This window comes from Neobacillus rhizophilus (assembly GCF_018343535.1).
Taxonomy (GTDB): Bacteria; Bacillota; Bacilli; order Bacillales; family Cytobacillaceae; genus Neobacillus; species Neobacillus rhizophilus.
Genome location: NZ_JAGYPF010000005.1, coordinates 469,261 through 489,015 on the forward strand (window position 1 = coordinate 469,261; position 19,755 = coordinate 489,015).

The 19,755-nt window shown below is 42.4% G+C and carries 17 protein-coding genes; 15 read left to right on the forward strand and 2 right to left on the reverse strand.

What is annotated here, in order from left to right; genetic code table 11:
- The first annotated feature begins 2 nt into the window (after positions 1–2).
- The 5 genes from KHA99_RS25240 (at position 3) to spo0A (ending at position 5,607) form a co-directional block, all read left to right on the forward strand.
- Complete coding sequence (locus KHA99_RS25240) at positions 3–833, forward strand: TlyA family RNA methyltransferase (RefSeq protein WP_213120242.1); 831 nt, start codon at positions 3–5, stop codon at positions 831–833.
- Positions 834–974: 141 nt separating this feature from the next.
- Positions 975–1,424 carry a transcriptional regulator AhrC/ArgR gene (gene ahrC / locus KHA99_RS25245; RefSeq protein ID WP_213120243.1) on the forward strand — a complete coding sequence of 150 codons (450 nt, stop codon included), beginning with the start codon at positions 975–977 and terminating at the stop codon, positions 1,422–1,424.
- Between the two features lie 16 nt (positions 1,425–1,440).
- Positions 1,441–3,129, forward strand: a complete 1,689-nt coding sequence (recN, locus tag KHA99_RS25250; protein ID WP_213120244.1) for a DNA repair protein RecN — start codon at positions 1,441–1,443, stop codon at positions 3,127–3,129.
- A gap of 122 nt (positions 3,130–3,251) precedes the next feature.
- Positions 3,252–4,541 carry a SpoIVB peptidase gene (gene spoIVB / locus KHA99_RS25255; RefSeq protein ID WP_213120245.1) on the forward strand — a complete coding sequence of 430 codons (1,290 nt, stop codon included), beginning with the start codon at positions 3,252–3,254 and terminating at the stop codon, positions 4,539–4,541.
- A gap of 271 nt (positions 4,542–4,812) precedes the next feature.
- A complete protein-coding gene (spo0A, locus tag KHA99_RS25260) occupies positions 4,813–5,607 on the forward strand; it encodes a sporulation transcription factor Spo0A (protein ID WP_213120246.1) in 795 nt (264 codons plus the stop codon).
- A gap of 132 nt (positions 5,608–5,739) precedes the next feature.
- Here spo0A and KHA99_RS25265 read toward each other — a convergent pair whose 3' ends face one another.
- A complete protein-coding gene (locus KHA99_RS25265; RefSeq protein ID WP_213120247.1) occupies positions 5,740–5,880 on the reverse strand; it encodes a YycC family protein in 141 nt (46 codons plus the stop codon).
- Positions 5,881–5,916: 36 nt separating this feature from the next.
- Here KHA99_RS25265 and KHA99_RS25270 point away from each other — a divergent pair, with 36 nt between their 5' ends.
- On the forward strand, positions 5,917–6,645 hold the full coding sequence (locus KHA99_RS25270) for a glycerophosphodiester phosphodiesterase (RefSeq protein ID WP_213120248.1): 729 nt from the start codon (positions 5,917–5,919) through the stop codon (positions 6,643–6,645).
- 12 nt (positions 6,646–6,657) lie between these two features.
- Here the strand turns inward: KHA99_RS25270 and KHA99_RS25275 are convergent, their stop codons facing one another.
- Positions 6,658–6,906: a DUF2627 domain-containing protein gene (locus KHA99_RS25275; RefSeq protein ID WP_213120249.1), complete on the reverse strand. Its 249-nt coding sequence runs from the start codon at positions 6,904–6,906 to the stop codon at positions 6,658–6,660.
- A gap of 169 nt (positions 6,907–7,075) precedes the next feature.
- On the opposite strand from KHA99_RS25275, the gene KHA99_RS25280 reads away from it, so the two are divergent.
- The 9 genes from KHA99_RS25280 to KHA99_RS25320 all read left to right on the forward strand — a co-directional run bounded on the left by KHA99_RS25280 (position 7,076) and on the right by KHA99_RS25320 (position 19,754).
- Positions 7,076–9,151: a sigma-54 interaction domain-containing protein gene (locus KHA99_RS25280; RefSeq protein WP_213120250.1), complete on the forward strand. Its 2,076-nt coding sequence runs from the start codon at positions 7,076–7,078 to the stop codon at positions 9,149–9,151.
- A 131-nt stretch (positions 9,152–9,282) separates the two neighbouring features.
- Positions 9,283–10,182 carry a phosphate butyryltransferase gene (gene yqiS, locus KHA99_RS25285; protein WP_213120251.1) on the forward strand — a complete coding sequence of 300 codons (900 nt, stop codon included), beginning with the start codon at positions 9,283–9,285 and terminating at the stop codon, positions 10,180–10,182.
- Positions 10,183–10,217: 35 nt separating this feature from the next.
- Positions 10,218–11,321 (forward strand): branched-chain amino acid dehydrogenase, encoded by a 1,104-nt coding sequence (gene bcd / locus KHA99_RS25290; protein ID WP_213120252.1) that lies wholly within the window; start codon positions 10,218–10,220, stop codon positions 11,319–11,321.
- 105 nt (positions 11,322–11,426) lie between these two features.
- Complete coding sequence (gene buk / locus KHA99_RS25295) at positions 11,427–12,530, forward strand: butyrate kinase (RefSeq protein ID WP_213120253.1); 1,104 nt, start codon at positions 11,427–11,429, stop codon at positions 12,528–12,530.
- 21 nt (positions 12,531–12,551) lie between these two features.
- The gene (gene lpdA / locus KHA99_RS25300; protein ID WP_213120254.1) at positions 12,552–13,973 is read left to right on the forward strand and encodes a dihydrolipoyl dehydrogenase; all 1,422 of its coding nucleotides are present in this window, start codon (positions 12,552–12,554) and stop codon (positions 13,971–13,973) included.
- 42 nt (positions 13,974–14,015) lie between these two features.
- The gene (locus KHA99_RS25305) at positions 14,016–15,020 is read left to right on the forward strand and encodes a thiamine pyrophosphate-dependent dehydrogenase E1 component subunit alpha (RefSeq protein WP_261363828.1); all 1,005 of its coding nucleotides are present in this window, start codon (positions 14,016–14,018) and stop codon (positions 15,018–15,020) included.
- Positions 15,021–15,031: 11 nt separating this feature from the next.
- On the forward strand, positions 15,032–16,015 hold the full coding sequence (locus KHA99_RS25310) for an alpha-ketoacid dehydrogenase subunit beta (protein ID WP_213120256.1): 984 nt from the start codon (positions 15,032–15,034) through the stop codon (positions 16,013–16,015).
- A gap of 18 nt (positions 16,016–16,033) precedes the next feature.
- Positions 16,034–17,338, forward strand: a complete 1,305-nt coding sequence (locus tag KHA99_RS25315; protein WP_213120257.1) for a dihydrolipoamide acetyltransferase family protein — start codon at positions 16,034–16,036, stop codon at positions 17,336–17,338.
- A gap of 559 nt (positions 17,339–17,897) precedes the next feature.
- Positions 17,898–19,754 carry a methylmalonyl-CoA mutase subunit beta gene (locus tag KHA99_RS25320; protein ID WP_213120258.1) on the forward strand — a complete coding sequence of 619 codons (1,857 nt, stop codon included), beginning with the start codon at positions 17,898–17,900 and terminating at the stop codon, positions 19,752–19,754.
- The last annotated feature ends 1 nt before the right edge of the window (position 19,755 follow it).

Here is a 19,755-nt window from a genome sequence, read left to right on the forward strand (position 1 = left end):
CAATGAAAAATAAAGAGCGTTTAGATGTATTATTGGTGGAAAAAGGTTTATTTGAAACCCGTGAAAAAGCCAAACGGGCCATTATGGCAGGGCTCGTTTATGGAAATGAAGAGAGGCTTGATAAGCCGGGTGAAAAAGTAAAAATTGATATTTCACTAAGCGTAAAGGGAAATGTGCTCCCATATGTTAGCCGAGGCGGGCTGAAGCTTGAAAAAGCCCTCAAGGTTTTTGATGTAAGTGTCACGGATAAGGTTCTGATCGATATCGGTGCATCAACTGGGGGATTTACTGATTGTGCACTGCAAAATGGCGCCAAGAAGTCATATGCCTTGGATGTCGGTTATAATCAGTTGGCGTGGAAGCTGCGTCAAGATGAGCGGGTGGTAGTGATGGAAAGAACGAATTTCCGCTATGTCACACCTGCTGATTTAAGCGGGGAAATGCCCAATTTTGCCGTAATCGACGTATCTTTTATATCTCTAACCTTAATTTTGCCTGTACTGAAAACACTTTTAGTTCCGGACAGCGACATTATTGCGTTAATTAAACCTCAGTTTGAGGCGGGCCGTGAACAGGTAGGCAAAAAAGGAATCGTACGTGATGAAAAAGTCCATTTGCAAGTTATTGACAAAATTATTGATTTTTCGATAACTCAAGGCTATACGGCAGCCAATCTATCCTTCTCTCCGATTACTGGCGGGGATGGAAACATTGAATTTCTTCTTCACCTTAAATGGGAAGGCGAACGGGAGGCAGGCGTTTACTCCCTACCTGCAGAACCTGACACAATAGTCAAAGAAGCACATAAAGAATTTCATACAAAACAACAATAAAAGGATGGGCGAATGCCTATCCTTTTTCGTTTGATTTTTGTATATTAGTGTATTTTTATTAAGAAAAAATGTACAAGTTTTCAAAAATGGGCTAACATATGAGTAGAAGTGCTCATTTTGTATTTAAACAGGAGTGGAAGAATGAATAAAGGCCAACGTCACATTAAAATAAGAGAAATTATTGCGGGAAATGATATTGAAACTCAGGATGAGTTAGTCGAGGAACTAAGAAGTGCCGGTTATAACGTAACTCAGGCGACAGTATCTCGTGACATAAAAGAATTGCATTTGGTTAAAGTTCCGTTAAGCGACGGACGTTATAAATACAGCCTGCCTGCAGACCAAAGGTTTAATCCGCAGCAAAAATTGAAACGTGCTTTAATGGATGCCTTTGTCCGTATTGATTCGGCAGGCCATATGCTCGTGATGAAGTGTCTTCCCGGCAACGCAATGGCAATTGGCGCGCTGATTGATCACCTTGATTGGGATGAAATTCTTGGAACCATCTGCGGTGACGATACGATGCTGATTATTTGCCGGACACCGGAGGATACAGAAGTTATTACAAAGCGGTTCTTAGATATGCTTTAATTTGGGGGAGAGTCTCTTGTTGTCAGAACTATCGATAAAAAATTTCGCGATTATCGAAGCCTTAACGATTTCTTTTGAAAAAGGTTTAACTGTTTTAACGGGGGAAACGGGCGCGGGAAAATCGATTATTATTGATGCCATTCATTTGCTAGCAGGAGGTAGAGGGTCGGCTGAATTTGTCAGACATGGCGAAGATAAGGCAGAAATTGAAGGTTTGTTTCAAATTGACGAACCTCAGCACCCGGTCTACTTAAAGGCGCTTGAATTTGGTATTGATATAGAGGAAGGTATGGTCATATTGCGGCGGGATATTTCCCGCTCCGGCAAAAGCGTCTGCCGTGTAAACGGGAAGCTCGTAACCATTTCAACACTAAGGGAAATCGGTTCCGCTCTTGTTGATATCCATGGCCAGCATGAACATCAGGAACTGATGGATGAAACAAGGCATCTGCCGCTTCTCGACCAATTTGGCGCCGAAGAAATCGCAGCTTCTTTAGAAGAGTATCGGGAGGTTTTTGCACGCTTTGAGAAGACGCGCCAGAAACTTAAAGCGTTAAGTGAAAACGACCAGCAGATGGCCCATCGTCTAGATTTGATTCTTTTTCAGTTAAACGAAATTCAAAAAGCCGATTTAAAGCTCCATGAAGATGAAGAATTAGCTGAGGAAAAAAGGAAATTGGCGAATTTTGAGAAGGTCTATGAGGCTTTTCAATTAAGTTATTCCGCATTAAATGGCGAGCAAAAAGGACTGGACTGGATTGGCATGGCCATGGGCCATCTCGAGGATGCCGGTTCCCTTGATAGCAGCTATAAAGAATTATATGAACTAGTTTCCAATTGCTATTATCAGCTGGAAGATGCGGCCCGTTCCTTAAGAAATGAAATGGATGACATGGAATTTGATCCGCAAAGATTACATGAAATCGAAGACCGCCTGAATGAAATCAACCAATTAAAACGAAAATACGGCAGAAGCATTAAGGAAATATTAGAATATGCGGCAAAAATAGAAGAAGAAATTGAAACACTGCAAAATAAAGAAACGCATATCAGTGAATTGGAAAAAGAATTGGCCTCCATCAATAAGGATTTAATTCTTGAGGCAAGGGAATTATCTGCCCTTAGGCAAAAGTGGGCTAAGAACCTCACTGGTCTTATACATACAGAGCTAAAGGAATTGTATATGGAAAAAACTGTTTTTGAAATACGAATCGAAACAGAGCCCCAGCATTTTTCAAAAACAGGAATAGACCATGTTCAGTTTTATATTTCCACCAACCCTGGCGAACCGCTAAAGCCATTGTCAAAAGTGGCATCCGGCGGGGAACTATCACGTATCATGCTGGCGTTAAAAAGTATCTTTTCCAAACATCAGGGAGTTACTTCGATTATCTTTGATGAAGTTGATACGGGTGTAAGCGGAAGGGTTGCCCAAGCGATTGCTGAAAAGATTTATAAAGTATCAGTAAATTCACAGGTATTATGTATTTCTCACCTGCCGCAGGTTGCAGCGATGGCGGATACTCACCTATATATATCGAAACTGATAAAGGGTGGAAGAACGACGACCTCGGTTAAGCCACTAAATGAACAAGAAAAAATAAAAGAGGTTGGCCGCATGATTTCGGGGACCGAAATTACGGAGTTAACGAAGCAACATGCGAAAGAATTATTGCAAATGGCAGAAGAAAATAAAAAAATTTGAAATGCTATCCAACTTGGGTAGCTTTTTTATATAGAACAAAGTTATAAATGATTGTCAAGGAGGCAAAATTAAAGATGTAGCCATTTCAACAGCAGAAAAAGAAGCGAGGAGAGTGAAAAGATTTGAAATTAGAAATCGTTAGAAAAATAATTGGTGGAATTCTCCTTGTTTCATTATTCAGCCTTATTTTTTTTCAGCCTATGCGTGAGTATTTAAGTGTTCCGAAGGATATTACCCTTTTTGAGGGGCAGGATTTTAGCTTTAAAAAGGCTGCATTTGTTTCAGCTTCGGTCCAAACACCCAATTCTAATATCACACTTGATCAGGAAAGCCATTCAGTCGCTGTAAAAGCATCGGAAAACGGTAAGAACGAAATGTTATTAGAGTTTGCAGGTATCCCCATTAAAAAGGTCGATGTAAATGTCTTAAAGGATTTTCGAGTGATTCCTGGCGGACAGTCGATTGGTGTAAAATTAAATACAGTTGGCGTATTAGTGGTTGGTCACCACCAAGTCAATACTGAAAACGGAAAGAAATCTCCAGGCGAAATTGCAGGAATAAAAGTTGGCGATATCATTACAGAAATTAATGGAAATAAGATTGAAAAAATGGCTGATGTCGCGCCATTCGTTCAAAGTGCTGGGCAGGATGGAAAACCGCTTGAAATGGCAATCAGCCGTGAAAGCGGTAAATTTACAACAAAATTGACTCCTTTGAAGGATAAAGGAGAAAACAGCTATAAACTTGGTTTGTATATTAGGGATTCGGCAGCGGGCATCGGAACGATGACATTTATTCACCCGCAATCAAAGAAATATGGTGCGCTTGGTCATGTTATCTCGGATATGGATACAAAGCAGCCAATTGTCGTAGAAGATGGACAAATTGTCCGCTCTACGGTGACTTCCATTGAAAAGGGAAGCAACGGTGACCCCGGTGAAAAACTGGCCCGTTTCTCATCAGATCGTGAAATTGTAGGAAATATTAAAAAGAATAGTCCTTTTGGAATTTTTGGTGAATTGAACAAAGAATTAAAAAACGGAGTATTAGATAAACCACTGCCAATTGCCTTATCCCATCAAGTAAAAGAAGGCCCAGCTAAGATTTTGACAGTGGTCGATGATGACAAAGTAGAAGAATTTAACGTAGAAATTGTTAGTACAATTCCGCAAAAGTTTCCGGCGACAAAAGGCATGGTCATCAAAGTGACCGACCCGAAACTGCTTGAAAAAACAGGTGGAATCGTCCAAGGGATGAGCGGCAGCCCAATAATTCAAGATGGAAAATTAATCGGCGCTGTCACCCATGTGTTTGTGAATGATCCGACCTCCGGTTACGGGGTACACATTGAATGGATGTTAAATGAAGCCGGAATTAACATATACGAAATGCCGAAAAATAAAGCAAGTTAAATGATAAGCAAAATAGGATAATTTACCTATTTTGCTTTTTCTTTGGTATAGATTTTTCGACAAAATTTAGTTATAATTTGGAAAAATAGCGTTTTTCGTCGAATTAACGAGAAAAATTAAGAAAAGCTAAGATTTTATCACTATTTTAAGAAATATTAAAAAAATGAGAGGATTTTTTGTTGCATTGTCGAATTTCTAATTTAGAATAGAATTAGAGGATTTTTGACATTTACAAAATAGAGAATTGTGATAAGTTGAGGAGGAACCGGAGTTGAAGAAGATAAAAGTATGTGTCGTAGATGACAATAGAGAACTTGTAGGGTTATTGGAGGATTACATTTCTTCTCAAGATGACATGGAAGTGGCAGGAGTTGCCCATAATGGCCAGGAATGCCTGGATATGTTAAACACGATTGACCCAGATGTACTTGTTCTTGATATTATCATGCCTCATCTTGACGGGTTGGCAGTACTGGAGCGCCTTCGCGAGTTGAAAAAGGGAGTATTGCCAAATGTCATTATGTTAACAGCTTTTGGCCAGGAAGATGTTACGAAAAAAGCCGTGGAGCTTGGTGCCTCCTATTTTATCCTAAAGCCTTTTGATATGGAGAATTTAGGCAGCCACATTCGTCAGGTCAGCGGCAGCAGAAGCTCATTCTCCGCACGGAAGGTTTCCGCCTCCACCTATCGAACACAGTCAGATGCAAAACCCAAGAATCTCGATGCCAGCATTACAAGCATTATCCATGAAATTGGTGTACCTGCTCACATTAAAGGGTACTTATATTTGCGCGAAGCCATTGCGATGGTATTTAATGATATTGAACTGCTCGGCTCGATTACAAAAGTGTTATATCCTGATATTGCCAAAAAATATAATACAACCGCTAGCCGCGTGGAACGGGCCATCCGCCATGCCATTGAAGTAGCGTGGAGCCGCGGAAATATCGATTCCATTTCATCCCTATTTGGCTATACCGTCAGCATGTCTAAAGCAAAGCCGACCAATTCGGAATTCATCGCGATGGTGGCTGACAAGCTTCGTTTGGAGCATAAGGCCTCTTGAAAGGAATAATAATAAAAAAGCCTCATAGGTTTGAGGCTTTTTATTGTGCAATTTTTTAGCTAATAGGAAAGCATAAATTCAACTACGCCTCTTTCTTCGTCCTATCGGACTTGCCAATCGGCGAGTTTTCGTTTACTTTGTATTTTCTTTTTCCAATTCCATTAATTTTTGAATGAGAATATGCTGTGGCATATGCATAATCTGTTCTAGTGGAACTTTTAGTTTTTCGGCCAGTTTGACTGCAGTTTCAGGTGTTATTTGTAAAGGTTTCATACAAGACCCTCCAATCTAGTTTAAGGAAGTGAAAAAATGACACAAATATTTGCTCACCGCGGTTTTTCCTCATCTTATGCTGAAAATACGATGAGTTCTTTTATAGCAGCAGAAAAAGCGGGTGCCGACGGGTTAGAGCTTGATGTCCAATTAACAAATGATGGCGAAATCGTTGTCATTCATGATGAAAAAATTGATCGGACTACAAACGGGAATGGCTTTGTGAAAGACTTTTCATACAGAGAAATCAGGAAATTTAACGCCAATAACAAGGGGTTTAAAAAAGAACCAATTCCAGCTCTGGAAGAAGTTCTGGAATGGATGAAAACAAACAAGCTCTTATGCAATATTGAGTTTAAAAATGGTCTCATTCCATATGAAGGAATGGAACAAAAGGTGATAGAAATGGTAAGTAAATATAATCTGTCGGATCGGATTATCATTTCTTCTTTCAATCATTATAGCATTGTTAACAGTTATCGTTTAGCGCCGGAAATTGAAACAGCACCGCTTTTTATCGAAAGCATATACATGCCGTGGGTTTATTCGCAATCAATAAAGGCAAGTGGGATTCATCCAAAGCATTCCACGATACCAGACCAAATTGTCAAAACGACAATGGAAAATGGTATCGCTGTACGGCCGTATACGGTTAATCGCGAAGCGGATATGCATCGCCTGTTTAATGTGAATTGTACCGCAATTATCACAGATAACCCGGTTAAGGCCAGAAAGGTTCGAAAACAATATGAAAAGAGACCGTGACCACGGCCTCTTTTATTTTTTGGTCCTCGTTTCCTTAAATCGAGCCTGTACCTTATTTCTTTTACGGTCGCGATAAAGGATAAATCCGGCTACAAATCCTAAACCGCCTAAAAGTAAGAGTAATCCGACGATAAATTGAAGCCATAATTTCGGAAATGGTGCTTGCAGAACCCCAAAGGTCATATCACGCATTAATTTAATTCCAACCGCTGCCAAAAATCCAGGGATGACTAAAATGATGAGGGCAATAATCCGCTTCATAAAAATATCCTTCCGCTTTTTATTTAAGCATATCACATAAAAATAATAGTACATGGTTTTAATTTGTCAAGATGCGGGTTACGGTTTACAATTAATCTGAAAAAAATTGCATAATAAACAATCTAGAATAGAAAAATTTTGCGTACTTTTATACATAGGGGCGGATTTTATGCAAAATATCATGATAGTCGGGGCCGGAAAAGGCGGAAGTGCCATTTTAAAAATTTTAAAAGAATCGGAAGTGCTTAACGTCTCTGTCGTAATTGACCGGAACTTAGATGCCCCCGGTATCCTTTTAGCCCAAAAGGAAGGAATCAAAACCGGAACGGATTGGCAACCCTTTTTAACCGAAAACCTTGACATCATCATTGAAGTAACAGGCGATGAACATGTTTTTCAAAAATTACGAAACGAAAAAAATCAAAAAACGATTTTAATCCCAGGTAGTGTCGCCTTTCTTGTCTCTAAATTAATGGAAGAAAAAGAAGAGTTAATTGAAAAGCATCAATATGAATCCTATCTTCAGGAGCTTATTTTTAATTCGACCAATGATGGAATGGTGGTTATTGACCATCAAGGATATATCTTTCTTTTTAATCGAAGAGCCGAAGAAATGATGGGGGTAGACAAAGAGGAGACAATCGGTCAATATGTCACAGAGATCATTCCTCATAGCCGGCTGCCGATTATTTTGCAAACTAGAAGAATCGAAACAAATCAGGAAATGGTCTTGGGGAATGGCCGCAAGATTATCACAACTAGGATTCCTATTGTTGAGGAGAATGGAACTTTAATCGGTGCTCTTGCCGTTTTTAAGGATATAACCGAAGTGGTAAAGCTTGCTGAGGAAATCACCGATTTAAAAGAGATTCAGACAATGCTCCAAGCGATTATTCATTCTAGTGACGATGCCATTTCAGTCGTGGATGAAGAGGGCCGGGGAATCCTTATTAATCCCGCCTATACAAGATTAACAGGGCTCACGAAGGAGGAAGTAATCGGAAAACCTGCAACAGCTGATATTTCCGAAGGTGAAAGTATGCACATGAAGGTGCTGCAAACTAGAAGGGCTGTGAGAGGTGTACCAATGCGGGTAGGACCCCACAAACGGGAAGTCATCGTTAATGTGGCACCGATCATCGTAACCGGGAAATTGAAAGGCAGCGTTGGGGTCATTCATGATATGTCAGAAATGAAATCGCTAAGCAGGGAATTAAACAGGGCCAGACAGTTAATTCGTAAGCTTGAAGCAAAATATACATTTGAGGATATTATCGGAAAATCGGATGAAATGATGCTTGCCATTGAGCAGGCCAAATTGGGAGCAAAAACCCCGGCGACAGTTCTTCTGCGCGGTGAATCAGGTACAGGTAAAGAATTGTTTGCCCATGCGATCCATAATGCGAGCGACCGAAAATATAACAAGTTTATCCGAGTGAATTGTGCAGCTATATCCGAATCGCTGCTTGAAAGTGAACTGTTTGGCTATGAAGAGGGGGCGTTTTCAGGAGCGATAAGGGGAGGAAAGCGAGGTCTGTTTGAGGAAGCTAATAACGGAAGTATTTTTCTTGATGAAATAGGCGAGCTGTCCGCAAATACCCAGGCGAAGCTCCTTCGAGTTCTGCAGGAAAATGAAATTATCCGTGTAGGTGGAACTAAACCAATGACTATCAATGTACGAATCATTGCAGCTACTAATGTCAATTTAGAAAAGGGTATTGCGAAGGGAAGCTTTAGGGAAGACTTATACTATCGTTTGAATCGTATGCCTATCCACATTCCCCCATTGAGAAAACGGAAAGAGGAGATCCCCTCGTTATCAGAACGGCTGATTCAAAAAATTAACCGTGACTACGGCCGGAACGTAGAAGGGATTACGCAGGCTGCTTTACATTTTTTGATGGAATATGACTGGCCAGGGAATGTCAGAGAACTGGAGAATATACTTGGCAGAGCGATTATTTTTATGAACTATTCCGAAACGCTCATTGATGTCCCTCATTTGCCGCAACTAACAAGTAATAAGCTACATAATGATCATTCCGATGATCAGATACAGGATTCAATCTCTTTAGAGGGCACATTATCAGAAATGATAGAAAAGCATGAGGCAAAGATTATCCAGCAAACATTGGCCCGCCTCAACGGAAATAAAACACAAACCGCCAAAGCCCTTGGACTTTCGGTGAGAAACTTATATTATAAGCTGGAAAAATACAATCTTGAAAATAATAGCATGCAATAAACTTCAAGGTGTGAAATTTATTGCATGTTTGCAATCTGTAAAATAAAGCGTTTTCATAAAAGGAACTTTGGCATGATTATTGCAAGTTAAATATATGGAGTTGCAGGAAAGGTGAAAGGGTTGATGATAGCTTGCTGCTTGAAACATTGATTGACAAAGCAACCCAAAATGATGCTAAAACAGTTGCAGTCGCGGCTGCAGAAGACGAGGAAGTGATTGAAGCAGTCCTTGATGCGCTAAATCGTAACCTGGCTCATTTTTTACTATTTGGTGATCAAGAAAAAATCAAACCCATCCTTCAATTGAAAGGGATAGATGCAAATAGCGAGAATCGTCTTACGATTATCCATACTGCCTCATTAGCCGAAGCGGCAGATTTCGCTGTTAAAGCTGTCTCAAGCAAAGAGGCTCATGTGTTAATGAAGGGGAATCTTCCTACTAATATTATTTTAAAATCTGTTTTAAATAAGGAATTTGGCTTACGGACAGGGAATGTACTATCCCACACGGCAGTATTCGAAGTACCAGGATTTGAACGCTTTATTATCGTAACGGACGCAGCTATGAATATTGCTCCGGATTTACAGCAAAAGGTTCAAATCACCAACAATGCCGTCTCTTTGGCAAAGGCTATTGGGATTGAAACCCCAAAGATCGCGCCGATTGCGGCTGTCGAAGAAGTAAACCCTGCCATGCAGGCAACCCTGGATGCTGCTGCGTTAACCATGATGAACAGAAGGGGACAAATAAAAGGCTGCCTTATTGATGGCCCGCTTGCATTGGATAACGCCATCTCGGCGCTTGCTGCCGAGCACAAAGGGATTCAGAGCGAGGTTGCAGGGGAAGCTGACATTCTATTAGTACCTGCGATTGAAGTTGGAAATGCCTTATATAAATCATTAATTTATTTTGCAAATGCCAAAGTGGGTGCCGTCATCTCAGGAGCAAAAGCACCGATCGTCTTGACTTCAAGAGCCGATTCGGCTGAGAGCAAGCTATATTCGCTGGCATTGGCATTGTGTTCTGTATAGTACTAGTACGCTTATTTTTCAGAGGAGGAATTAACATGGAAATATTTAAGTACCTAGAGCAATATGATTATGAGCAGGTAGTGTTCTGCCAAGATAAACAATCCGGATTAAAAGCGATTATCGCCATTCATGATACAACCTTGGGACCGGCACTTGGCGGTACACGGATGTGGACATATGAATCAGAAGAAGCGGCAATCGAAGATGCGTTAAGACTGGCTAAAGGGATGACATACAAAAATGCGGCAGCAGGATTAAATCTTGGCGGCGGTAAAACGGTTATCATCGGCGATCCGCGCAAGGATAAAAACGAAGAAATGTTCCGTGCTTTCGGTCGATATGTTCAAGGCTTAAATGGACGCTATATTACAGCGGAAGACGTTGGAACAACTGTTGCGGACATGGACTTGATTCATGAAGAAACTGACTATGTTACTGGTATTTCTCCCGCATTCGGTTCATCAGGAAATCCTTCTCCGGTAACGGCATACGGTGTATACCGTGGAATGAAAGCCGCAGCGAAGGCGGCATTTGGTTCTGATTCCCTTGAAGGAAAGGTAGTCGCAATCCAAGGGGTTGGAAATGTAGCTTATAGTCTTTGCCGTCATTTACATGAAGAAGGTGCCCAGTTAATCGTTACAGATATAAATAGGGAAGCCGTTAACCGTGCAGTAGAAGAATTTGGCGCCCGTGCAGTGGACCCAAATGAAATCTATGGAGTAGAGTGTGAAATTTATGCTCCATGTGCTCTAGGTGCAACGGTTAATGACGATACGATCCCACAATTGAAAGCAAAAGTAATTGCTGGTTCTGCTAATAACCAATTAAAAGAAACCCGTCATGGTGACCTCATTCATGAAATGGGAATCGTATATGCACCTGATTACGTCATAAATGCGGGCGGAGTCATCAATGTTGCGGATGAATTATATGGCTATAACTATGAGCGCGCTATGAAAAAAGTAGAAACCATCTACAACAGCATTGAAAAAGTGATTGAAATTTCTAAGCGGGATGGCATTCCAACCTACGTGGCGGCAGACCGCATGGCAGAGGAACGGATTGAGAGAATGCGCAATTCCAGAAGCCAATTCCTGCAAAATGGCCACAATATTTTAAGCAGAAGAAGAACTAGATAGAAACAACTGAAATACTTTGGAAAAGCGCTGAATGGGAAAATTCAGCGTCTTTGCCTTTAATATTCGAAAGCCAAGTGTTTCAGAAGTAAATTGGAGGTTTATCCGTTGCCAAATAAAGAATATCGAATTCTCGTCATAAACCCCGGTTCCACCTCCACAAAAATTGGAATATTCGATAATGAAATTTCCATTTTTGAAAAAAACCTTCGACATGACATAGAGATTCTTAATACTTTTGCTAATATTATTGACCAGTATGAATTCAGAAAGAATATGATTTTGGAGACACTGGATCATGCAGGAATCAATCTTTCGAAATTAAACGCTGTCTGTGGGCGTGGCGGCTTGCTGCGTCCAATCGAGGGCGGAACATATGCAGTTAACAGCCAAATGCTAGAAGACCTTAAGAAAGGTTATTCAGGTCAGCATGCATCTAATCTCGGCGGTATCATTGCCTTTGAAATCGGTTTGGGACTTAATATTCCTTCATATATTGTAGACCCGGTTGTTGTCGATGAGCTTGACCCCATCGCCAGAATCTCAGGCTTTTCATTAATCGAAAGAAAAAGCATTTTTCATGCGTTAAATCAAAAAGCTGTCGCCAGACGGGCTGCCAAAGAGCTTGGAAAAAAATACAGCGAATTAAATTTGATTGTTACCCATATGGGGGGCGGAATTACCATCGGAGTACATAAACAGGGCAGGGTCGTCGATGTCAATAATGGCCTCAATGGCGATGGTCCCTTCAGTCCGGAGCGTGCCGGAACGGTTCCGGCTGGTGATTTAGTAGCTTTATGCTATTCAGGTGAATATTTCAGGGAAGAAATTATGAAAAAGCTGGTCGGCCAAGGCGGGCTTGTCGGGTACCTTGGTACAAATGATGCACTGCAGGTTGAGCAACGAATCGCGGTTGGAGATCAGGAGGCAAAGCTAATCTATGAGGCAATGGCGTACCAGGTGGCAAAAGAAATTGGCTCTGCCAGCGCTGTTCTGTCCGGAAAAGTAGATGCTATTTGTTTAACAGGCGGCTTGGCATATGGTAAAGAATTTGTTAAATCAATTATTGATCGGATAAACTGGATTGCAGACGTAATTGTCCACCCGGGTGAAAATGAGCTGCAGGCGTTAGCAGAAGGGGCACTTCGTGTCTTACTCGGAGAAGAAGAGGTTAAGGATTACCCAGGGAAATTTAAAACAGTGAAAATTTAGGGGAATTTGGGAGGGAACCAAATGGCACAAGAATATGATTTGGTCATACTTGGCGGAGGGACCGGCGGCTATGTAGCGGCGATCCGCGCCTCACAGCTTGGTTTGAAAACAGCAATTGTTGAAAAAGGCAAACTTGGAGGTACCTGTCTTCATAAAGGCTGTATTCCAAGTAAGGCACTGCTCAGAAGTGCGGAAGTGTTTGCAACGGCAAAGCGTAGCGATGAATTCGGTGTGATCACTGGAGATGTTTCGGTTAATTTTGGCAAGGTTCAAGAACGAAAAAACAAAATTATTGACCAGTTGCATAAAGGTGTCCAGCATCTAATGAAGCAGGGGAAAATCGATGTTTTTGAAGGAATTGGCCGGATATTGGGACCTTCGATTTTTTCGCCGATGCCAGGGACCATTTCCGTTGAAATGAACAATGGTTCTGAAAATGAAATGCTCATACCGAAGAATGTCATTATCGCGACCGGGTCAAGACCCCGGACATTGCCAGGTCTTGACATTGACGGCGAATACATCATGTCCTCTGATGAAGCCCTTCAGCTTGAAGCCCTTCCCAGCTCGATCATTATTGTAGGCGGTGGAGTAATTGGAATTGAGTGGGCCTCGATGCTTTCCGATTTTGGTGTAGAGGTGACGGTTCTTGAGTACGCGGACCGAATCATACCGACGGAGGATCACGAGATTTCGAAAGAAATGCAGCGTTTGATGAAGAAGCGGAAGATTAATATTATTACAAGCGCAAAAGTTCTTCCTGAAACATTGGTGAAAGATAATGGAGTGGCCATCTCGGCAGAAGTAAAGGGTTCAGTGAAAGAGTTCAAAGCGGAAAAGCTGCTTGTTTCGGTAGGGCGGCAGGCCAATACAGAGGGCATTGGACTTGATAATACAGAGATTCAAATTGAAAAAGGTTTTATTGTAACGAATGAGGTTTTCCAAACAAAAGAATCCCATATATATGCCATTGGTGATGTGATAGGCGGGCTGCAGCTTGCCCATGTTGCCTCGCATGAAGGGATTATTGCTGTCGAGCATATTGCTGCTGAAAAAACGTCACCGCTTAATTATGACCTAGTTTCCAGATGCATTTACAGCAGTCCGGAGGTTTCCAGTGTCGGCATTACCGAGAATCAAGCAAAGGAAAATGGGCATAAAGTAAAGGTGGGGAAATTTTCTTTCCGAGCAATTGGGAAAGCCCTTGTATTCGGTGAAGCAGATGGATTTGTTAAAATTATTGCCGATGAGGAGACCGATGATATTTTAGGGGTGCATATGATTGGTCCTCATGTTACTGATATGATTTCGGAAGCCGGCCTTGCGATGGTGCTAGATGCTGTACCATGGGAAATTGCCCACACCATCCATCCTCATCCAACCCTTTCGGAAGCAATTGGCGAGGCGGCATTGGCTGTTGATGGGAAGGCCATACATGGATAGGTTTTTGGAAGAGAAATGATTTAAAGCGAACAAACGGGAGGAATGAAGTTAATGGTGGAAAAGCGTCATGAAGCTTTAGGCTTAAGCGATGAAAAAGTGCTGGAAATGTTTGAAACGATGCTTTTGGCCCGCCGTATCGATGAGCGGATGTGGCTGTTGAACCGTGCAGGTAAAATACCATTTGTAATATCCTGCCAAGGGCAGGAGGCTGCACAGGTAGGTGCTGCCTTTGCCCTAGACCGGGAAAAAGACTATGTATTGCCCTATTACCGTGATATGGGTGTTGTATTAACGTTTGGGATGACGCCAAAAGAGTTGATGCTGTCAGGTTTCGCCAAAGCAGAGGACCCTAACTCCGGAGGACGGCAGATGCCGGGACATTTTGGGCAAAAGAAGAATCGGATCGTCACCGGTTCATCGCCGGTAACTACGCAAGTTCCTCATGCGGTGGGGATTTCTCTTGCTGGTAAAATGGAGAAGAAGGACTTTGTTTCCTTTGTTACGTTCGGGGAAGGATCCTCGAATCAGGGGGATTTCCATGAGGGTGCCAACTTTGCTGGTGTTCATAAACTCCCGGTTATTTTTATGTGTGAAAATAATAAATATGCGATATCTGTGCCAATTGAAAAACAATTGGGGTGTGAGAAGGTTTCTGACCGTGCCATCGGTTATGGCATGCCCGGCTATACAGTAGACGGCAATGACCCGTTAGAGGTTTATAAAGTTGTTAAGGAAGCGGCCGAGCGCGGGCGCCGCGGCGAGGGCCCGACTTTAGTTGAAACTGTTTCTTATCGTTTAACTCCGCATTCTTCTGACGATGATGACCGCTCATACCGGGCGCCTGACGAGGTAGCAAAGGCAAAATCGCAGGATCCAATCATCACCTTTGGTGCATATCTGAAGGAAACCGGCGTGTTGAATGATGTATTGGAGCAGGAAATCAATGACCGCGTCATGCAAATCGTCAATGAAGCCACTGACTATGCAGAAAATGCGCCTTATGCAGCGCCAGTGGATGCATTGAAATATGTATACGGGGATCGTTAGGGGGAGGAAATATGGCAGTTATTTCATATATTGATGCAGTTACTATGGCTATTCGCGAGGAAATGGAGAGAGACTCACGAGTTTTTGTTCTTGGTGAAGATGTGGGGCGAAAAGGCGGCGTTTTTAAGGCTACACAAGGACTGTATGAACAATTTGGTGAAGAGCGCGTAATTGATACGCCGCTGGCGGAATCAGCGATAGCTGGTGTCGGAATCGGGGCCGCCATGTACGGAATGCGGCCAATTGCGGAAATGCAGTTCGCTGATTTTATTATGCCCGCAGTAAACCAAATTATTTCCGAGGCGGCAAAGATCCGCTATCGTTCTAATAACGATTGGAGCTGTCCGATTGTGATCCGCGCCCCATATGGCGGCGGCGTTCATGGAGCTTTGTATCATTCACAATCAGTTGAGGCCGTATTTGCAAATCAGCCAGGCTTAAAAATTGTGATGCCATCCACCCCATATGATGTAAAGGGACTTTTAAAAGCTGCCATTCGCGATAATGACCCGGTGTTATTTTTCGAGCATAAACGGGCCTACCGCTTAATTAAAGGTGAAGTGCCTACCGAAGATTATACCCTGCCAATTGGTAAAGCAGATGTAAAGCGTGAAGGAGAGGACATCACCGTTATCACTTACGGGCTTTGCGTGCATTTTGCCCTGCAAGCGGCAGAGAAATTAGCCAAAGATGGCATATCTGCGCAAATTTTGGATTTGCGTACTGTTTATCCGCTAGATAAAGAAGCGATTATCGAAGCAGCATCGAAAACAGGCAAGGTACTGCTTGTCACAGAGGACAATAAAGAAGGCAGCATTATGAGTGAGGTTGCCGCCATTATTGCCGAGCATTGCCTGTTTGAACTGGACGCTCCGATAAAAAGGTTAGCTGGTCCGGATGTTCCAGCAATGCCATATGCGCCAACAATGGAAAAATTCTTTATGGTGAATCCTGATAAGGTCGAAAAAGCAATGCGCGAGCTTGCGGAGTTTTAGTTTTAGGAGGATGAAATAGTGGCAACTGAACAAATTAAAATGCCGCAGTTAGGCGAAAGTGTAACGGAAGGTACGATCAGCAAATGGTTAGTCTCTGTTGGAGATAAGGTAAATAAATACGACCCTCTGGCAGAGGTGATGACAGATAAGGTTAACGCGGAAGTTCCTTCTTCTTTTTCAGGTGTGATTAAGGAACTCATTGCTGTAGAAGGCGATACAATGGCTGTTGGGGAGATTATCTGTACGATTGAAACGGAAGGCGGCGCTCCTGCTCCGGAGGCAGCTGTTTCCGCACCTGAACAAAAACCGGTTGGAGGGAACGGAATTGCCACTCCTGTGGATCAGGGGAATCGGGCCAGGTATTCGCCTGCTGTTCTTAAGTTGTCTCAGGAGCATGGCATTGATTTAACGCAGGTTTTAGGTACCGGTGCTGGGGGCAGGATAACCCGTAAGGATTTATTGCAAATCATTGAGTCTGGTAATATTCCAGCAGCAGGACAAAAAGCGGAGGCACCAGTGCAAGCAGCTAGTAAACTGCCTGTTCAGGAGGCAGCGGCTCCAAGTCAGCCTGCTCCAGCAGCTATTGCGCCGGCACCTGCCGTATCGGTTCCGGTGTTAGCGGGAGATATCGAAATTCCAGTTACTGGCGTTCGCAAAGCGATTGCCACGAACATGCTGCGCAGCAAGCATGAAATACCGCATGCCTGGACAATGGTGGAAGTCGATGCCACCAACCTTGTTGACTACCGCAATTCCATAAAAGATGAATTCAAGAAAAAAGAAGGCTTCAATCTAACGTTCTTTGCTTTCTTTGTTAAAGCCGTTTCTCAAGCTCTAAAAGAATTCCCGCAGATTAATTCGATGTGGGCCGGCGACAAGATTATTCAAAAGAAGGATATCAATATTTCGATTGCAGTCGCCACAGATGACGCGTTATTCGTGCCTGTCATCAAAAATGCCGATGAGAAAACAATTAAAGGTATTGCCCGTGAAATCTCTGATCTTGCCGTGAAGGTGCGGTCCGGAAAGCTTCGTTCGGAGGATATGCAAGGTGGAACGATTACCGTCAACAATACGGGCTCATTCGGTTCTGTTCAATCTATGGGCATCATCAACTATCCGCAGGCCGCAATCCTACAGGTCGAATCGATTGTGAAACGCCCTGTTGTCATGAATAACGGGATGATTGCTGTTCGTGATATGGTTAATCTTTGTATGTCTTTAGATCACCGTGTTCTTGACGGGCTTGTTTGCGGCCGGTTCCTAGCTAGGGTGAAAGGGATTATTGAAAATATGTCTAAAGATAATACAACTATTTATTAATAATCATACTGATAATGCCGCCAATTTTTTAATTGGCGGCTTGATTAGTTCTTAAAGACAAAATTGTTCTTAAGAAGGGGAAAGTCCTTCATAAGGTGAATGAAGGACAAAATCCACTGAGGAAAGCATGAAAATGTCCTTCATAAGGCGGATGAAGGACAAAATCCACTGAGGAAAGCATGAAAATGTCCTTCATAAGGCGGATGAAGGACAAAATCCACTGAGGAAAGCATGAAAATGTCCTTCATAAGGTGGATGAAGGACAAAATCCACTGAGGAAAGCATGAAAATGTCCTTCATAAGGCGGATGAAGGACAAAATCCACTGAGGAAAGCATGAAAATGTCCTTCATAAGGTGAATGAAGGACAAAATCCACTGAGGAAAGCATGAAAATGTCCTTCATAACCAAATCAAGTACAAAACCCCTTAATATGCCAGGAAAATTCCCAATAAAAACGGAAACACCAAAATCCCCTCAATTATAACGGTTGCCTGAATCGAGGTTGTACCCTAAAATAGAATTAATTGAATATTAGTTCAATAAAATGCAGAAGGGGGATGAGGAGTTTGGAAAATATACGTAATCAGTCTTTCCCTGTAAAAACAATAGATGATTGGAAGGAACAGGCCGAGAAATCATTAAAAGGGAAAAAGGCTGAATTATTACAAAGTACCACCTATGAGGACATTGTTTTGAAACCGCTTTATACCGAGCAGGACGAACAACAGGTACCTGACTATCCTGGAGGATCTGATTTTAGAAGGGGAATTGCCCCATTAGGATATGTAACAGACGAATGGAAAGTTGCCCAGAAAATATCTTATCAAACACCCGAGGAACTTAAACAAAAGCTTCAAATGGCAATTGAAAAGGGACAAACTGCGCTTTCCTTTGAAGTTTCGAAAAACAATAGTTTTCCAGATTTATTGGCGGGTTTAGAGAAAAAATACCCATTTGCTATCAACGCCAGATGGGAACAGAATGACATTTTAAAAAATCTTGCCGGCCAGTATAGTGATGGAACAAACCTTACAGGCTACATAGGCAATGACCCTGTTTCCCTATTTGCAGAAGTTGGATCAATCCAAGAGGAATTACTTAAAGAACGGACAAGTCAAATCCTGCAAGCAGATGGAAAGTTTCCTGATTTACGTACTGTTCTTGTTGACACCACTTCGTACCATAATGGCGGAGCTAACGCTGTTCAAGAGCTCGGGATCGCTGCAGCCACAGGAGTCTATTACTTACAGGAGCTTCTTGATAATGGCATGAACATTGAAAAAGCTCTATCAAAAATGATTTTCCAATTTTCCATCGGCAGCAACTTTTTTATGGAACTCTCCAAGCTTAGAGCAGCCCGCGTACTCTGGATGCGGATTGCGGAACTTTACGGTGCCGAAGCGGAAGCAAGGGGTATGCAGATTGCTGCCACAACCTCATCTTTTACAAAAACTGTTTTTGACCATCATGTCAATATCCTTCGGTCCGCCAACGAGGCATTTGCCGCCGTTTTAGGGGGCGCCCAATATTTGCATGTGGATCCGTTTAATGAATTGACCGGGCCTACTTCTTTCTCTGAGAGGATTGCCCGCAATATCCAGCTAATTTTAAAAGAAGAAGCACACTTGCAGAAGGTGGTTGACCCCGCAGGCGGCTCTTGGTATGTGGAGACGCTGACCAATCAGTTAGCGGAAAGTGCATGGGAATTTTTCAAGGAAATTGAGGCTGAGGGAGGCATTTTGGAGACATTAAAGTCAAACTGGCTTCAGCAGCAAATTGCTACTGTTTATGAAAAAAAGAACCTCGATATTCAAACAAGAAAGCAAAGTATCGTCGGGACTAATGTTTATGCAAAATTGGATGAAGCGGTACCTAGCCAAAACCAGCCAATAAAAATTGCCGCAGCCACCAAAGACTTTGAGGCCATCCCTCAGCGCAGATTAGCAGGACCCTATGAGGAGCTTCGCTTCAAGGCAAACCTATTACAGGAAAAAACAGGTGCTGCACCTTCAGTCGGCATGCTATGTCTTGGCGAACTAAAGCAGTATAAACCAAGACTTGATTTCATGAAGGGCTTCCTTGCAGCTGGAGGAATCCATCCTGCAGAAAGCAAGCCGGTCCACACGATAGAGGATGCAAGACAATTTATCATAGACTTAAAAACTAACTTTGTCTGCATTTGCGGAACAAATGAACAGTACGAACAAACCGGACATGATATGCTGACAGCGTTAAAATCTGAGTTTCCAAACCTAATCTTCCTTCTAGCTGGACTTCCTGAAAAAGAACTGCAGGCCCAGTGGTACGAAGAGGGAGTAAAGCAGTTTATTCATGTAAAAAGCAATTGCTGTGAAACCATCGATGAAATCCTATCTGACATGGAGGTGAACTCTCTTGAACAAACAAAAGCCTGAT

What these genes read in the sequence shown, in the direction of transcription:
- bcd (WP_213120252.1), top strand. Translation starts at nt 10,218, where the DNA reads ATGGAAATATTTAAGTACCTAGAGCAATATGATTATGAGCAGGTAGTG.
- KHA99_RS25310 (WP_213120256.1), top strand. Translation starts at nt 15,032, where the DNA reads ATGGCAGTTATTTCATATATTGATGCAGTTACTATGGCTATTCGCGAG.
- KHA99_RS25240 (WP_213120242.1), top strand. Translation starts at nt 3, where the DNA reads ATGAAAAATAAAGAGCGTTTAGATGTATTATTGGTGGAAAAAGGTTTA.
- ahrC (WP_213120243.1), top strand. Translation starts at nt 975, where the DNA reads ATGAATAAAGGCCAACGTCACATTAAAATAAGAGAAATTATTGCGGGA.
- KHA99_RS25275 (WP_213120249.1), bottom strand. Translation starts at nt 6,906, where the DNA reads ATGAAGCGGATTATTGCCCTCATCATTTTAGTCATCCCTGGATTTTTG.
- KHA99_RS25270 (WP_213120248.1), top strand. Translation starts at nt 5,917, where the DNA reads ATGACACAAATATTTGCTCACCGCGGTTTTTCCTCATCTTATGCTGAA.
- KHA99_RS25320 (WP_213120258.1), top strand. Translation starts at nt 17,898, where the DNA reads ATGAGGAGTTTGGAAAATATACGTAATCAGTCTTTCCCTGTAAAAACA.
- KHA99_RS25280 (WP_213120250.1), top strand. Translation starts at nt 7,076, where the DNA reads ATGCAAAATATCATGATAGTCGGGGCCGGAAAAGGCGGAAGTGCCATT.
- lpdA (WP_213120254.1), top strand. Translation starts at nt 12,552, where the DNA reads ATGGCACAAGAATATGATTTGGTCATACTTGGCGGAGGGACCGGCGGC.
- KHA99_RS25265 (WP_213120247.1), bottom strand. Translation starts at nt 5,880, where the DNA reads ATGAAACCTTTACAAATAACACCTGAAACTGCAGTCAAACTGGCCGAA.
- KHA99_RS25305 (WP_261363828.1), top strand. Translation starts at nt 14,016, where the DNA reads ATGAAGTTAATGGTGGAAAAGCGTCATGAAGCTTTAGGCTTAAGCGAT.